Below are 14,942 nucleotides of genomic sequence, written 5' to 3' on the forward strand. Positions count from 1 at the left end.
TTTAAAGATACAGATCGAACATATTGACGTCATAGCCGAGCTGTTTTAAATAATTAAACAGCTGGGCCCTGTGATGAAAGACGTGGGTGAGCGTTTCCGTCAGCCAGCGGCTTTGGGTCATCCCTTCATCGAGGTAAAACGGCTTTGTTTTTTTCGTCAAAAACTCCTCGTCGGAGAGGGAAGTCATATACGTTTGAAAAGCGGCGAATCCTTTCTGCATAGCTTCAGCCATTTGGTCAGCCGACTGTAATGCACTATACTTCTTTTCAATCCGGGAGATGGCGGCCTCTTCCTTTTCCTGCATGATGGCCAAGTCGGCTTCTGGGATGGCCGTCAGATGGCTTGCCAGTTCTTTCAGGCTTCGCATGCGGTCGGCGGGCCGGTAAGACCAGTCAGATTCCTTCACTTTTTTCAGAAGATGACACGTGGAGCGGACGCCCGTCTCCATTTCGTGGAACAAATCGCTCCGCAGGGCTTGAACTTGATTCATTTGCTTCATCCTTTCCATTTGGCTTTATTTTAAAAGTATCACCTAATCCTGACAGGCTTTGTCACGGTTCTTAAAAAAAGTCAGTCGTACCTTGCTAAAATGTCAGCAGCCTTCCGTATCAGCTGAAGCTTGATTTCCGCGGGTTCTTTGACAGTTGCCTCAGTGCCGAGGTTCCACAAAAGTTCCCCGAAATACTCAAGTTCTGACCTGGGGAGGTTGGCATCGATCGCCCCCGTTCCGTCATCCCGCATGGTGAGGATCTTAAATAAATCCACATCAGCCGCAGCCCGCCGGGCTCCTCTGCGTGTCAGTTCCGCATGCAGCCGCACCGGTTCAGGGCACTCGCTCTCCGAATGTTTGATCCAGCTGAGAACCGATCGATAGGGAAGCTGGCGGGCCAGCGGGCCGGCCGCTTTTTCCGCCCGAAGGATGCGGTCGGCGCGGAACAGTCTGAACGCCTGCCTTTTAAAACAATAGGCCGGACAGTACCAGAAGCCGTTCCAGCTGTACAAGCCGATGGGCTGGATGGATCTCTCCGCGCAATCGTCAGTTCCGTCATAAGCGACTGTCAAAACGGATTGATTGATAGCTGCGTCAAGAAGCGTTTCTAAATGTTCGGCGGCTTTGGGACGATGCGGATTCCAGAACACGATTCTGTCTTTCATCGCATCAATCCGCTCCTGTGTTTCCGCGGGAAGGTGGCGGTAGAACTTTTTTAAAACCATCCGCGTTTCCGCATCAAAGGGGAGCGATCCGAAAAACTGCAGAGATTGATACGCGAAAAACATAGCCGCCGCCTCTGATTGTGTAAAAAAGAGCGGCGGAAGCACAGGTTCATTCAGCAAATAATAGCCTCCGTTCGCGCCTGTTTCAGAATAGATTGGGACGCCGAGCGCGCTCAGCTCGTCCAGATCGCGGAGAATCGTGCGGTAGGAAACCCCGAATTCTGCTGCGAGCTCCCCGGCCGTAAATTTTCGTTTTGTATGAATGGTCATCATCAATTCGATTAATCGCTCTGTTTTTGGCATCTGATTCCTCCGGTTCCGTCATTTGGTTTCATCATACCATGTTCAATATGAGGAAAGATTTAAAAATGACCCTTGAAAAATGTCTTGAATTAGGTTAAAGTAAAGAACAATCAGAAAATTGAAGAGATTCTTATCATGAGAGGTGGAGGGACTGGCCCTTTGAAACCTCAGCAACCGGTCTGCACTGACGATGTCAGTGTACCAAGGTGCTAAATCCAGCAAGCAGATGCTTGGAAGATAAGAAGAAGCGCATAATCCCCCTTCTTCTTATGAAGAAGGGGTTTTTTATTTTTTAAAGGATGGTGTCATATGACTGAACATGTACAAACAACGCTGGCGCAAATCGGCAACCGCAGTGATGAAATAACAGGAACTGTCAATCCTCCCGTTTATTTCTCTTCTGCGTACAGACACAAAGGGATTGGGGAATCCACAGGATTTGATTACATTCGCACAAAAAATCCGACAAGACAGCTTGTTGAAGATGCAATCGCGAAACTCGAAGGGGGAACGCGCGGCTTTGCGTTCAGTTCCGGTATGGCTGCCATTCAGACGATCATGGCTCTGTTTCAAAGCGGGGATGAGCTCATCGTTTCGTCCGATTTATACGGGGGAACGTACCGCCTTTTTGAAAACGAATGGAAGAAATACGGACTTCGCTTTTTCTACGACGATTTTTCAGACGAAGACTGTATCAAGTCGAAAATCACGAACAATACAAAGGCACTGTTTGTAGAAACGCCGACAAATCCGCTCATGCAGGAAGCCGATATTCAAAAAATCGCGCAAATCGCCAAAGAGCACGGCTTGCTGCTCATTGTCGACAATACGTTCTATACACCGGTTCTGCAAAGGCCGATTGAGCTCGGCGCTGATCTTGTCATTCACAGCGCGACGAAGTATTTGGGCGGTCATAACGATCTTTTGGCGGGGCTTGTCGTTGCAAAAGGCGAAGAGCTGTCTGAGGAAATGTTCCAGCACCAAAACGCCATCGGCGCGGTTTTATCGCCGTTCGATTCGTGGCTCTTAATAAGAGGGATGAAGACGCTCGCTCTCAGGATGAGACAGCATCAGGAAAACGCGCGGGAACTCGCGGCCTTTTTGGAAGATCAGGAAGAAATTGCTGATGTTCTTTATCCGGGAAAAGGCGGCATGCTGTCATTCCGCGTTCAAAAAGAAGAATGGGTCAATCCGTTTCTGAAAAATCTCAAGACGATCTGTTTCGCCGAAAGCCTCGGCGGAGTCGAAAGCTTCATCACCTATCCGGCGACACAGACCCACATGGATATTCCGGAAGACATCCGAATTGCAAACGGCGTCTGCAACAGACTTCTGCGCTTTTCAGTCGGAATCGAACACGTCTCAGATTTGAAGCAGGATCTAAAAACTGCGCTGGAAAAAGTGAAAGGGGAGGCGGTTTCGCATGAGTCATGAAAACTGGACGCTTGAAACAAGGCTTGTTCATAACCAAAATAAAACGGACGGAGCAACCGGAGCCGTCAGCGTGCCGATCCAGCACGCCTCAACCTTTCATCAAGGTTCTTTTGACAAATTCGGCGAATATGACTACAGCCGGTCAGGCACACCGACAAGAACGGCGCTTGAAGACACGATAGCCGAGCTTGAGGGAGGGACGAGGGGATTTGCTTTTTCATCCGGAATGGCCGCGATTTCAACCGCCTTTCTGCTTTTGTCAAAGGGCGATCACGTGCTCGTCACAAAAGATGTGTACGGCGGCACTTACCGGATGATTACGGAAGTGCTGAGCCGCTTCGGGATTGAACATAATTTCGTCGATATGACGGATTTAAATGAAATTGCTTTAAACATAAAGGAAAATACAAAAGTCATCTACCTTGAAACACCGTCAAATCCGACGCTCGGCATTACGGATATCAGAGGCGTCGTCAAGCTTGCCAAGGCGCACGGCTGTCTGACGTTTCTTGACAACACGTTCATGACCCCGGCGCTCCAGAGGCCGCTCGAGCTCGGCGTCGATGTTGTGCTGCACAGCGCGACGAAGTTTTTAAGCGGACACAGCGACGTATTATCAGGCCTTGCCGTCGTGAAAGACAAAAAACTCGGGGAAGAACTTTATAAACTGCAAAATTCGTTCGGCGCTGTTCTCGGCGTCCAAGACTGCTGGCTTGTGCTGAGAGGGCTGAAGACACTGCAGGTTCGGCTTGAAAAAGCATCGCGAACGGCTCAGCAGCTCGCTGAATTTTTTGAAAAGCATCCGGCCGTCAAACAAGTGTATTATCCGGGGCTATCTTCGCATCCGGGTGCGTCTGTTCACAGGCACCAGTCATATGGCGCCGGCGCCGTCCTTTCGTTCGAGCTGGAGAATGCAGAAGCTGTGAAAAAGATTGTAGAACGCGTCTCTCTTCCGGTCTTTGCCGTCAGCCTCGGCGCTGTGGAGTCGATCCTTTCCTATCCGGCAAAAATGTCACACGCCGCCATGCCGAAAGAAGAGCGGGAAAAACGGGGGATTACCGACGGCCTTCTGCGGCTGAGCGTCGGTGTGGAACATGCCGATGATTTGCAGGCCGATTTTGCCCGTGCATTGGAAGCCGTATCCGGAGCGTTCGCCCGATCATAAAAGAAGCCGCAGACTCTTCAGGGAATCTGCGGCTTTTTTTGCGTTTAAACCAGGGTGGAAAACCATGTGCCCAAGAGGGTGCCGACATAATTGCCGATCAGATATCCGAACGTCCCGACCAACATAACCGGAGCAACGAGGCCCTGCCAGCCTTTTGCGATCGCCATCGCCGCCGCTGTTGTCGGACCGCCGACAGATGCGTTGCAGGCCAAGAGAATTTCCTCGAGCCGAAAACGCAACAGCTTTCCGGCGACGAGCGATACGAGCAGGTTGGACATGGCGACCACAAACACAAATGCAAGGAGGAGCGGGGCGTTCATGAGAATGATCCGCAAGTCTGCCGGAATGCCGATGACGACAAAGAATAAATAAATCAAATAAGTCCCGATTTCCTGTGTGCCGCGCAGCCGTTCAAAATAGCGGGGGAAGGCGATTGTCAGCAAAATTGTCAGCGTCGTCAGCAGCAGGAACTGGTCACCCAAGACAAAGGCAAGAAACTGAAACCTGCCGTCAGAAGAAAAACACTCTTTGAAAAAGGCTGCTGCTTTTACAGACACAACAACGATCGCAAAGGCGGTTCCGATGTTTAAAGCAATGTCCTGTAAGGACATCTCTTTTCTTTTCCAATAGGCTTCCGCCTGATTTTTGCGGCCGGCCGCCTCTTCAGGAACGCCAAAGCGTTTTTGAAACCATTTAAGCGCCGGTATCCCCATTAAAATGAAAAAAAGAAGAGCCATCATAAAATTATCCGCAACAACCGTCGATGATACATACTCACCGGGAGTTGAGAACTTCGCGGCCATCGCCGCAAAATTCACGCCTCCGCCGATATAAGAGGCACTGATCATCCCGCCGATTTTCTCAAGGTGCGGAATCTGCTGCTTAAACAGAAAAAAAGCAATCACGCTTCCGGCCGCAGTGCCAAGGGCGCTGATGCAAAACATCATCAAAAGCCTGCCGCTTTCTTTCAGGATCTTCCGCACATTGATTTGAAAAAGCAGCAAAGGTATCGCAAGCGGAACAACATAGGACCACACCGCATCATAGACGGGCGACTCGGCCGGAAGAATCCCCGCATTCGTAAACAGCATCGATCCGCCCAGCGCCAGTACGGCCCCCGATACGGCCGCAGCCCAGCGAAACCGCTGCTCCAAATAAATACTCACCGCCGCCCACACCGCAATAAACCCCCAAAGCACCCATGCATCATCCGCTGAAATGAGTGAAGAATTCATTACACTCCCCCTATTCGCATCCTATATTTTTAATTATCAGATAATTAAATAGTGTAAAACGGAATGTCCAATTGATCAATCACGAAAAAATAGTCAACATGTTGACAAAATTCCTGAAAGAGGGTATTGTACATTTGTCAGCATGTTGACTATATTCGAAGGAGAGAACAAATGGATATCAACGGCTTAATCAACGAATTACATTTGATGCAGCAAAGCTATGCGACATTGTTTTCAGTTGTCAATAAGGTGCAAACCCGAGGTGACGAATACATGGAAATATTAACTTCAAGGCAACATATGGCGCTCATCGCCATCGCGCATTTGCCGACTGAAACTGCCACGCTTACGAATATCTCCAAAAAGCTTGGCACAACCAAACAGACCGCCAACAAGCTGATGACAGGTCTGATCAAAAAAGGCTATGTCAAATCAGTGCCAAGTCAAAAAGACAAACGCTCCATTAATATTGAAATGACCGCTGAAGGAAAGAAAGCGCTGGTGGATTGTTCCGAAAGGTCCGTCTATTTCTTGGCCGACTTGTTTCAGCAGTTTACAGCTGAAGAGGTTGCGACATTTTGGCGGCTGCTGCAAAAGCTTTACCGTTTTGACGGTGAAGAACAAGACGGTTTTGAGGAGAATGCAAACATTCAGCTTGGCGTGGGGAATCCGTTAGATACAGAAAAGATTCTCGGAGAATTTGAGAAACGCCGCTACGGAGGAGAAAATGATGAAAAATGATCTTTATGTAAAAGCAACAACTTTTAAAATCAAAATAAAGGAGAAGCTCTATCATGCAGAAGATAAATTCCTGCAGACAAAGGAAACCATTCGCCGCGGCGCAAAATTAGACAGGACAGGGCCCTTTTTCTCAAGCTGCATTGCTCTGATCATCATCGGATATTCCTGGGGGACAAATGCGGAATGGCTCGTCTGGTTAGGGGCGGCAAGTCTTTTGAGCAACGTTTTATTGCTGTTTGCAACATTCTTTCGCCGCAATCAAAAGTCAATTTGACATTCGGTTGTGCTGGGGCTAATGGGTCGCACCGTAGATCAATGAGTGACTTGCGAAAAGGATGTTGAAACTTATTAGAATTGTAGAACAGTGATTTCAAAGACAAGAAGCAGTCTTGTCTTTTTTTTAGTTGAAACCTCTTATTTCCATATGCGTATAAAGAAAGGGAGGTGGAAAAGTGAAACAGAAAAAAAGAGAACAACTTGTTAACCTGTTTAGTGTGTTAAATGAAAAAAATCAGATCAACGCGGCGGTATTAGTCGCTGAAGACGGAGACATTCTTTATCAAGGCGCCTTCGGTTATGCAAACTTGGCAGATAAGCGTTTATTGCAGGAGCACTCCTTATTTGAATTAGCATCGCTATCCAAGCCGTTCACTGCTTTGGGCATCCTTCAATTAGCACAGCAAGGGGTATTGAATATTGAGGATCCCGTAGAACGATGGATAACCGGATTTCCTTATCAGGGCATAACGATTCACGATTTGTTGACACATACGTCGGGTCTGCCCGATTATATGGAGTGGTTTTTACAACATTGGGATCATAACAAGATTGCTGTTAATCAAGATATCATTGATATGCTGATGAATCATCAGCCGCAACGCTATTTTGCCCCGGGTGAAGATTGGATGTACAGCAATACGGGATATGTGCTGCTTGCGGTTATCATTGAAAAGGCATCCGGTCTGAGTTTTGCCGAATATATGAAAAAAAGTATCTTTGAACCGGTGGAAATGCGGAACTCAAGAGTGTATAACAGAAGGCTTCAACCTGAAACCATTGAGAACTATGCGTATGGATATGTGTATGACGTGCATACAGAACAGTACGTTCTGCCCGATGACCTTGAAGAAACAAAATATGTCTCCTATCTTGACGGGATCCAGGGGGACGGAACCGTAAACTCAACCATTCATGACTTATATTTGTTTGACCAAGCCTTATATACAGATTGTTTGATCAATCATGTTTCAAAAGAGCTTGCCTTTACTCCCGCGTCTCTGAAAAACGGAGAGTCCGTAGATTACGGGTGTGGATGGGTGCTTCGGGACAGACCTGAAACAGGGCGAATTGTCGGTCACAGCGGCAGCTGGCCAGGCTATTCAACTGTAATGATCCGATATATCGATCAACGAAAAACCTTCATTTATTTGAGCAATGTGGAACAGGATGATGAATATGAACAGGCCATTTTTGAAGCCGTTGAAAATATCCTGTTTGAAAAGGCCTACAAAATCCCTGACCGCCCTGCCGATAAAAAGAAAAAAGAGATCGATCCGGCCATTTACCAAAGATATGTCGGAAGTTATTCACTTCAGGATGGCACCGCCGCTGATGTGACAGTTGATAAAGACCGGCTTTATATGCAAATCACCGGACAGATCCGTTTCGAATTATTTCCAGCCTCGGAAACGCGCTTTTTCCTCAGATCATTGTCTGTTGAAGTGGAATTTATTTTGGAGAATGGTGTGGTAACCCGCTTGATTATTTATGAAAATGGCGCAGAGGAAGAAGCGGTGCGGATAGTGGAATCAAACAGCAAAGTATGAACATTGTTTGGCGGCCTGGCTCTGTTGTCTGTCAGGAAGAAAATTAATCGTTCGAGGTTGTGGGGATATCAGCCTGGCTGAATTTCTAATGTGCACCAATCGGATATTCATGGTAAAAGTGCATCATCTATAAGGAGGTTCATGAGGCTGAACAAATTTAATTTTATAAAAAATAGTCATCATGAGCTTTATGAGTTAAAAGAAAACGATCTAATAAAGCGGAAGATAGACTTGGTTTTCTATTTCCTAAAGAACTCAGAGAATTTTATTTAGAGATTGGGTACGGGTTTATAAGAGGGAATAAAAGTGCAATAAACAGATTTTTAGATCCCGCTACTATCGCAGATATCACTTTAAGGGAAGATATTTACGAATTTGACCCTGATTTAGATGATATATATGAAGATGAAGACAGGCTTGTTTTTTATGAGGTAAATAAAGGTGTATATTTAACGCTTGATTTAAATGATACCGATAAGTCATCGGTATTCTTTTTTGATAAAAAAATAGCTGACTCTCTAGAGGGATTTATTAAAAAAGTTGATCAAAATGATCGATACTTTGAAGATATGGCAGATTAAATATTTTTTGATTTTTTAGATGGAGTTCTTGCAAAGCTGGATAAATAACAGAAAAAAACCGAGCAGAAAAACATCTGCTCGGTTTAAAAACTAATACTTCGGCCAGCCTTTGGAATCCCAGTATAAATCATTAATCAGCAGCTTAGGCGCCCCATTGTCAAGCGCATCATAACCATGTCTGACGATGATGCTGCCGTTCACTATATCCGCACCGCCCGGGCCCTTCCATCGGTCGTTTCCGGAATCGAGGATTGTGCCTCCGCCTTCCGTCATTTTCTTGCCGCTTTTGTCATAGTAAGGTCCCGTGATTTTTGTAGAGCGGCCGTAAGCGGTTTTGTACGTGCTATTCACACCTTGACAGCATTTATCGAAAGAAACGAATAAATAATAGTAGCCGTTTTTATATGTGATAGACGGCGCTTCAACCGCTCCGCCATGGCTCGGCCTTGATGCGATGGAATAAATCTTCCCTGTAGGTTTCATCGTGTTTTTATCAAGCTTTGTCAACTTGATGCCGCTCCAAAATGAGCCGAAGGACAGCCACGGATTTCCTTCTTTATCAATGACTAAATCAGGGTCGATCGCATTATAATCGTTCGAAGTCGTCGTCCGGATGACAAGCCCGTCGTCGCGCCATTTTCCGGAAGAGAGTCGGTCTGTTGAAGCCAGTCCGATCACCGAACTTTTCGAGCCGAACGCGGATACCGCATAATAAAGCCAATAGCGTCCATTATAATAGCTGATATCAGGCGTCCATTGGTTTTCTTCATGGTTTGGCACGTACTTTTTCCACCATGATAATGGAGTTGCAAATATGCTTGGCGTTGCGCTCCACGTTTTTCCGTCTGTCGATTTAATGACGCGGATTCCATTGCCAATTCCAGTGCCGAATGTATACCATGTATTTCCTTCTTTAATCATGGAAGGATCATGAATAATGTTGTCTCCTTTTGTATCCCAGAAAGCCGCTGATGCTGGCTCAGCTCCCGAAAAAATAAGCAGAAAAAATAAAATAAAACCAGAAATAATAGTCTTAGCCACAGTTGTTCTCCTTTCAAATCTCGATGTCCTTTAACAATCGGTCCTCCCTTTTGAGAAATATTTCCCAACAACACGCACTTTATTTTAGCAGGGGTTCGGTCTCTCTCAATCAGACAAAGGACTTGTTTTCTAGTCCTGAAATAAAGCATGAAACCCAGAAAATATCCATATTAAAAAAACAATCAACCAAAAGTCATTTTGTCGTCTGAATGTTAAAGGATTGGAAGTGATTAATTCGACTTACTTTGGAGTATTTTGGATACTGTGAATTATTAAAACCTTAGAGATGTTCGTAAAAAAATAATGGAGATGTTCAAAAGCGTTGGAAGATGAAGCACGGTTTACCTCGAATATTTTCATTTATCCCGAAAGGTGAATGACACTATTAGTTGATTTAGTGGGTTGAAATTGGTAATATAAATTCAAGATAGACTGTCAAAATTAAATGCAAAAGACCACAGGTGCGTCATCAACGTACGGGTCAAACGTTCAGGTGTATATTTTCTTTAAGCAATGCATAAAATAAAAAAGACCCGACTGCGCCAACAGTCGAGTCGCGTGTACAAAGCGGCCCAACAAGGGCTTGGCTCAGTCATTTTAAAATAGACTTTCCCTATGAACTTTACCAGGGCTCAAGGGAAGTCTATTCGTATAATAAGATCAATTAAGTTTACTTATATAGTATTCTTAATTGATCTTTTTTTATGACTAGTCATAGATAAAGGTAGCCGGGCAGAGCGAGGAAGTCTATGGAACCACAGATTCCGCCAAAAAACTGTTCGCCTCCTACTTGTTGAAGCAAGTTTAAGCTGGTTGAGACAATTAATCTCGTATTACATGCGAAAATATGGGACGATTCTTCAGGATGCACCGAATTCTATTAACGTAAAGAATACACCTCTGATACGTGAGCTGGTTGAGGATAAGAAGAAGAGTGTGCTTTTCAACACTAATAAAGGGACTTCGGGTCAGACTGTAAAAAAAGTACGGAAAACCATTGTACCAACTGTTAAAAGTGGGGAGTTCAATAAATGGTTTAATTCATTATCAACTAAACAATTAGATGAATTCTGGAGTGACAAAAAAATTAGAAGAGCCATAGAAAGGCAGCTCCGAGAGGAATGCATGAGTGGCATCTGGTTTCACGAGCCCCAACCTTTAAACACTGGGGAGTAACGGCTGAACAAATTAGAGAGACGGCAATAAATGAAGTGGAATTTGTTAACCCGACTGGAAAACACGGTGGACTAGGCTCTACTGCTGCTCACAACTAGCTACTAAAGATTATAGATTCATCCGAAGATTATAATATGTTTGTACGAAGATTAAACAATTGGGCCAATTACTGACTAAAAGGTGGAGTTGAAGCTTTGCCTGAGGGGCTAAGGATAAAAAATAGGAGGATTTAAAATGGAACGAGAAAATTATGTCTCATTATGGATTGGTAGTATTCTAACTGATGATAAATTAAATGAATACGTTGAATTACCGTATGATGAAGAAGAAGGTGACTTCCTCCCTTCTGCGTTTTTAAAAGACTTTTTCATAGATATTGATGATTTAGATGAAGACTTTATAGAAAAAGTTGTTCATGATCAGAATAAAGAATTGTTGCACGAATTAATAGGTGGCTGTTCATATGATGAAATCTTTTTACCTCGTTTTGAAGCTATTCAGGGTAAAAAACTTCCGAACAATATAAACTCTGCTATTTTACTATATAACTTTGATTATGAAGGGAAAAGAAATGAAATTGTTAACAATGGGTATACTTTTAAATTTATAGGATCCGTTTCATATGTTTAAAGATAAAACGGAACTACAGAACTGACAATTACTTGTTTTAGCACTTAATCTCTGATTGAGTGCTTTTTTTATGTTCAAATCCGAGAAAAATCCGACAAAAAGGGGGATAAAATGGGGGATTTTTTCTATTTCACTTTGTCATACGATAGAGACAAGAAAAACGAACGTGAATATCGAGTCCAAGACGGAGAGCCTGCACACTGATCTTTTGCACACGGATGTTGTGCAGCTGATTCGTATGGCTCCATATAATCTTTGCGTCCTCCTGGAGGTTAGCCGGAGCCATGTTTAATTCAAAAAAGCGAATAGCGCAAGGTGGTGTTTATTCGGTAAGGAGAAATGAGTATGGAGATGAGAGATGTTTTATCAGCTGACGCGAAGCAACACCTTAAAAAAGTGTTAAGCCCTTCAACGAAGTCAGATGAACCTGTAACGAGGCGGGATTGGGAAGAGATCATGGGCATCAGGAAAGACACATACAAAAGAATAGGCGGGCGAACTCGCCGAAAACAGTAGTAAGAAAACTTCTTCCGGTAACGTATACACCTAAATATTGTAAAAACATTTCCGATACATACAGGGGGTGATTTTCATGAATGATAGTAATGAACAAATTGAATTTGGTGAGATCAAAAGTGTCCTTGGTTATTTAGAACAAGTTAAAGAGGATGTCCATAAAAAAAGCTTATCTGAACAAATTGCATTTAAAGAAAAAATAAAAAAGCACCATGATAAAAGGCAAATTCAAATGTTCTTGGGAAGACTTGAAGATCAGTTTGAAATTAAAAAAGCAATCAGTTATTTGACCGCAGCCTTTTTTGCAATTATATCTTTGGCTATAGGAAGTACAATGGATCACAGTCTAAGTATTATAAAAGAATACAGAATCAATTTAGCTCTAGCTTCTGACGTAATAATTTTTTTATTTTTGGTTTCAATAGGGGCATGGGCTATTCTATCAAAAATGGAAGCTGGGAGACTTGGAAAAATAAGCGGTTATAAAAGATTATTACAAGAGTGTTTAGATGAATTACCGGAAAAAAGACATTTTAGTAGAGTACAAAAAAGTACCATACACCTTACTAAATAAGGTGTTTTTTTATTGGAGGCGATACATCATGGATATTAGAACTATACCAGTAGAAAAGATTAACCCTGCCCCATATAATCCGCGCATTGATTTGCAGCCAGGAGATCCTGAATACTTGAAAAGGAATACGATACATTAGTGAAACTTACTCGTTCCACTGATGTTTATATTGAATTGGCTGACCGCTCAACCATGGCTAACAAATGGGGTGCTGATTACTTTGTATCCATCCATATCAATGCTGGAGGAGGTACAGGATTTGAGACATATCGTTTTCACAAGTTGGCTGTATCATCTGGAACAGGTCAAAAGCAGGCGGCTGTCCATAAAGCTATTTTCAACAAGATCAAAGGTAAAGGGGTAAAAGACCGCGGGAAAAAATCGGCTAACTATTCAGTCCTTCGCGGGACAAAAATGGCTGCAATCTTAACCGAAAACCTTTTTATCGACAATAAAAATGATGTGGCATTACTTAAGTAGGCATCATTTATCGATTTATTAGCCAGGGGACATGCCGAGGGCATTGCAGAAGTAGTTGGACTTAAGAAAATGGATAAAAAAGGAACGGTCGAAAAGGGTGTTAAAATGGTTGTAATGAAGCCAAACGCTGACGGGTGGCTATGGGTTTATAACAAACCGGACTGGGGGGCTAAGTATAAAAAGGTGAAACCAGGTGAAGCGTTCACGATTGATAAGACGCTCACGGTCAATGGATCAAAAATGTACAAGCTGAAATCTGGATTGTACATCACAGCTTCTACAAAATATGTAGAAGTCAAGCAGAAGTAAAGAAAGCTACCTGGACGAACCTTTTTGAAAGCAGGCGGCCTTTTTCACTTTGTTGCAGTCAAACGGTTCCAGCTGATTACGGGCTTTCTGCGGATAATTTACGGGCCGAAGGCGAAAGCAAAACTAGAATCATTATTGAAATAAAAAAGGCAGGCATAGTGCCTGCTTAGGCTGTTGATTTTCTCGGCAGCCTTTTTAATTTTTTCATGAAACGAAAAGACTTCTTCTAAAAGTTAATTGGTTGTTATAAGAACGGTGGTTTATAATAAACCATCAAAAGAGCAACAAAAGCTTCTACAAAAGAAATTGAAACAATGACTTTGTGATTTACTGGTGATTTTACGGCAATTAACTTTTGACCAATATAATTTAGGAAATAAAACACAAGAAAGAAGCATACGATTCCAAAAATAACTCCAGACAAGCGGGATTCCCTCCTATTATTTCCATTTATTTTATAATATAGTAGAAAAACCATTAAATGTAATGATATTATCATAGTGTACTTTACCATGTTTGGAGGAGATGGGCAATATGAGTTTAGTATCATTACGTAAAAAATTGTTTTATTTGGCTGTTTTGATTCCGATTACTGTGATGTCTTTAATTTTTTTATCACTCCCAGCCAATGCGAAAACCTCATCAAGCCATACTTCCACCCTAGATGATCAAACATACAATAAGATTTCTGTAGACATTGCCAATAAGGCTCTTGAAGAAGCAATGAAAGATGTGAATAAACAGTTAGAAAAAGGAGTAACGAATGCCTTAGCCACCAAAAAGTTAAATATCCAAGGTGATACTATTGAGTTAGGTGTTGGTGAACAAGGGGAAAACAAAGTCGACACTCAAGCTGTACGCAAAAAGAATTATTCTGGGTATGTTAAGTATAATGGATTGCTAGGAACCGGTTTTCAACATAAAGTCTCCGGTACATTTACGTATGAAAAAGGAAAAATAAAATCAAATAGTTACGATGTTTATTTAACAGGCCCCCTGTATGGAAAATCACACGAGACTGAACCTTATAAACTTGATAAAAGTGTATGGGAGATAAGAAGTACAGGAACATTTACAGCCCTGAAATACACACCTTTTCAATACACTACAAGACTTGTTATTGGCTTGTACGGAAGTGGCGATTATAGAGTGTTGAAAGCTAAAATAAATTAAGCTCAAGAACCCCAAATTAGGGGGGTTCTTCTATTTTTACGTAGCGATGTCTTGCAGCTAAAACAGGAACTTGAAGCCGGCCGGAAAAAATATCGGCCGTATGATGAGTGAAGCCCTTCCCAACAAAAGAAGGGCTTACTTCATTTCCACGCCGACAACATCCTCAAATTTAATGAGATTAGTGTCTCCTTTTGAATCTACAAACATTGAACAGCTTGCGCAGTTGATTTATGTAATGGATATGCCCCTCTGTTTGAATGATCTCCCCGGTTTCCGGTCCGTTAAGCATGGGCAGCGGCTTAAATACAGAAAACCGAACTGGATTATTAAACTCCATTGCTTCACTTATGATCATTTCCATATCTTCTACTTGGGCCATGTCAAGGACAGGTCTTTTCACTCTATTGTGATTACTCTCCAATTCGGGGAGCATGCTGACATGTTCCGGTAGCATCATTGTCATTGATTAAAAAAGTTTTTTGCCAACAATTCGCCAACAATTCAATTCATCAGGGTGTATTTAAAGTAATAATGCATAAAAAA

At 43.1% G+C, this 14,942-nt stretch carries 15 protein-coding genes, 4 pseudogenes and 1 riboswitch; of the genes and pseudogenes, 14 read left to right on the plus strand and 5 right to left on the minus strand.

What is annotated here, in order from left to right; translation table 11 throughout:
- Nucleotide 1: 1 nt before the first annotated feature.
- Both MHI30_RS06615 and MHI30_RS06620 read right to left on the minus strand, forming a co-directional pair.
- Nucleotides 2–490 (minus strand): DinB family protein, encoded by a 489-nt coding sequence (locus MHI30_RS06615; protein ID WP_075753350.1) that lies wholly within the window; start codon nt 488–490, stop codon nt 2–4.
- A gap of 80 nt (nt 491–570) precedes the next feature.
- On the minus strand, nt 571–1,518 hold the full coding sequence (locus MHI30_RS06620) for a YafY family protein (protein WP_075753348.1): 948 nt from the start codon (nt 1,516–1,518) through the stop codon (nt 571–573).
- Between the two features lie 127 nt (nt 1,519–1,645).
- A riboswitch (SAM riboswitch) is annotated at nt 1,646–1,762 on the plus strand.
- Between the two features lie 65 nt (nt 1,763–1,827).
- On the opposite strand from MHI30_RS06620, the gene MHI30_RS06625 reads away from it, so the two are divergent.
- Both MHI30_RS06625 and metC read left to right on the plus strand, forming a co-directional pair.
- Nucleotides 1,828–2,952, plus strand: coding sequence for a methionine biosynthesis PLP-dependent protein (locus tag MHI30_RS06625; RefSeq protein WP_075753346.1), 1,125 nt, complete (start codon nt 1,828–1,830; stop codon nt 2,950–2,952).
- Nucleotides 2,942–4,117, plus strand: a complete 1,176-nt coding sequence (gene metC, locus MHI30_RS06630) for a cystathionine beta-lyase (RefSeq protein WP_075753344.1) — start codon at nt 2,942–2,944, stop codon at nt 4,115–4,117. The genes MHI30_RS06625 and metC overlap by 11 nt, the downstream gene beginning before the upstream one ends.
- Nucleotides 4,118–4,161: 44 nt before the next feature.
- On the opposite strand, the gene MHI30_RS06635 is transcribed toward metC, so the two are convergent.
- Nucleotides 4,162–5,352 (minus strand): DUF819 family protein, encoded by a 1,191-nt coding sequence (locus MHI30_RS06635; RefSeq protein ID WP_075753342.1) that lies wholly within the window; start codon nt 5,350–5,352, stop codon nt 4,162–4,164.
- A 171-nt stretch (nt 5,353–5,523) separates the two neighbouring features.
- Between MHI30_RS06635 and MHI30_RS06640 the strand changes: the two genes are divergently transcribed.
- From MHI30_RS06640 to MHI30_RS06655, 4 genes and pseudogenes are all read left to right on the plus strand, one after another.
- Entirely contained in the window at nt 5,524–6,093 is a 570-nt protein-coding gene (locus tag MHI30_RS06640) for a MarR family transcriptional regulator (RefSeq protein WP_075753340.1), read from the plus strand.
- Nucleotides 6,080–6,367, plus strand: coding sequence for a hypothetical protein (locus MHI30_RS06645; protein ID WP_342409982.1), 288 nt, complete (start codon nt 6,080–6,082; stop codon nt 6,365–6,367). The genes MHI30_RS06640 and MHI30_RS06645 overlap by 14 nt, the downstream gene beginning before the upstream one ends.
- Nucleotides 6,368–6,545: 178 nt before the next feature.
- A complete protein-coding gene (locus MHI30_RS06650; RefSeq protein ID WP_075753336.1) occupies nt 6,546–7,919 on the plus strand; it encodes a serine hydrolase in 1,374 nt (457 codons plus the stop codon).
- 147 nt (nt 7,920–8,066) lie between these two features.
- Nucleotides 8,067–8,500 (plus strand): annotated as a pseudogene (locus tag MHI30_RS06655) (SMI1/KNR4 family protein).
- 90 nt (nt 8,501–8,590) lie between these two features.
- Here the strand turns inward: MHI30_RS06655 and MHI30_RS06660 are convergent.
- On the minus strand, nt 8,591–9,529 hold the full coding sequence (locus MHI30_RS06660; protein ID WP_256700690.1) for a glycoside hydrolase family 43 protein: 939 nt from the start codon (nt 9,527–9,529) through the stop codon (nt 8,591–8,593).
- Between the two features lie 1,422 nt (nt 9,530–10,951).
- Here MHI30_RS06660 and MHI30_RS06665 point away from each other — a divergent pair.
- From MHI30_RS06665 to MHI30_RS06700, 8 genes and pseudogenes are all read left to right on the plus strand, one after another.
- Nucleotides 10,952–11,347, plus strand: coding sequence for an immunity 22 family protein (locus MHI30_RS06665; RefSeq protein ID WP_075753332.1), 396 nt, complete (start codon nt 10,952–10,954; stop codon nt 11,345–11,347).
- 345 nt (nt 11,348–11,692) lie between these two features.
- Complete coding sequence (locus MHI30_RS06670; protein WP_167564568.1) at nt 11,693–11,863, plus strand: hypothetical protein; 171 nt, start codon at nt 11,693–11,695, stop codon at nt 11,861–11,863.
- Nucleotides 11,864–11,939: 76 nt separating this feature from the next.
- On the plus strand, nt 11,940–12,437 hold the full coding sequence (locus MHI30_RS06675; protein WP_075753330.1) for a hypothetical protein: 498 nt from the start codon (nt 11,940–11,942) through the stop codon (nt 12,435–12,437).
- Nucleotides 12,438–12,465: 28 nt separating this feature from the next.
- Nucleotides 12,466–12,552: pseudogene (locus MHI30_RS06680) on the plus strand (transcriptional regulator); the annotation flags it as partial.
- Nucleotides 12,553–12,575: 23 nt separating this feature from the next.
- On the plus strand, nt 12,576–12,917 hold the full coding sequence (locus MHI30_RS06685) for an N-acetylmuramoyl-L-alanine amidase (RefSeq protein ID WP_256700683.1): 342 nt from the start codon (nt 12,576–12,578) through the stop codon (nt 12,915–12,917).
- Between the two features lie 69 nt (nt 12,918–12,986).
- On the plus strand, nt 12,987–13,226 hold the full coding sequence (locus tag MHI30_RS06690; RefSeq protein ID WP_237562663.1) for a DUF5776 domain-containing protein: 240 nt from the start codon (nt 12,987–12,989) through the stop codon (nt 13,224–13,226).
- A gap of 534 nt (nt 13,227–13,760) precedes the next feature.
- A complete protein-coding gene (locus tag MHI30_RS06695; protein WP_075753328.1) occupies nt 13,761–14,399 on the plus strand; it encodes a hypothetical protein in 639 nt (212 codons plus the stop codon).
- A gap of 12 nt (nt 14,400–14,411) precedes the next feature.
- Nucleotides 14,412–14,510: pseudogene (locus MHI30_RS06700) on the plus strand (DNA-binding protein); the annotation flags it as partial.
- Between the two features lie 24 nt (nt 14,511–14,534).
- On the opposite strand, the pseudogene MHI30_RS06705 reads toward MHI30_RS06700, so the two are convergent.
- A pseudogene (locus MHI30_RS06705) lies at nt 14,535–14,856 on the minus strand (YolD-like family protein).
- Nucleotides 14,857–14,942 lie beyond the last annotated feature (86 nt).

The sequence above is a fragment of the Bacillus sp. FSL L8-0528 genome (assembly GCF_038593085.1).
Taxonomy (GTDB): domain Bacteria; phylum Bacillota; class Bacilli; order Bacillales; family Bacillaceae; genus Bacillus; species Bacillus paralicheniformis.

Excerpts from the sequence above, each read along its gene's own strand:
- MHI30_RS06615 (WP_075753350.1), bottom strand. The coding sequence starts at position 490 with ATGAATCAAGTTCAAGCCCTGCGGAGCGATTTGTTCCACGAAATGGAG.
- MHI30_RS06620 (WP_075753348.1), bottom strand. The coding sequence starts at position 1,518 with ATGCCAAAAACAGAGCGATTAATCGAATTGATGATGACCATTCATACA.
- MHI30_RS06625 (WP_075753346.1), top strand. The coding sequence starts at position 1,828 with ATGACTGAACATGTACAAACAACGCTGGCGCAAATCGGCAACCGCAGT.
- metC (WP_075753344.1), top strand. The coding sequence starts at position 2,942 with ATGAGTCATGAAAACTGGACGCTTGAAACAAGGCTTGTTCATAACCAA.
- MHI30_RS06635 (WP_075753342.1), bottom strand. The coding sequence starts at position 5,352 with ATGAATTCTTCACTCATTTCAGCGGATGATGCATGGGTGCTTTGGGGG.
- MHI30_RS06640 (WP_075753340.1), top strand. The coding sequence starts at position 5,524 with ATGGATATCAACGGCTTAATCAACGAATTACATTTGATGCAGCAAAGC.
- MHI30_RS06645 (WP_342409982.1), top strand. The coding sequence starts at position 6,080 with ATGATGAAAAATGATCTTTATGTAAAAGCAACAACTTTTAAAATCAAA.
- MHI30_RS06665 (WP_075753332.1), top strand. The coding sequence starts at position 10,952 with ATGGAACGAGAAAATTATGTCTCATTATGGATTGGTAGTATTCTAACT.
- MHI30_RS06670 (WP_167564568.1), top strand. The coding sequence starts at position 11,693 with ATGGAGATGAGAGATGTTTTATCAGCTGACGCGAAGCAACACCTTAAA.
- MHI30_RS06675 (WP_075753330.1), top strand. The coding sequence starts at position 11,940 with ATGAATGATAGTAATGAACAAATTGAATTTGGTGAGATCAAAAGTGTC.
- MHI30_RS06690 (WP_237562663.1), top strand. The coding sequence starts at position 12,987 with ATGGATAAAAAAGGAACGGTCGAAAAGGGTGTTAAAATGGTTGTAATG.
- MHI30_RS06695 (WP_075753328.1), top strand. The coding sequence starts at position 13,761 with ATGAGTTTAGTATCATTACGTAAAAAATTGTTTTATTTGGCTGTTTTG.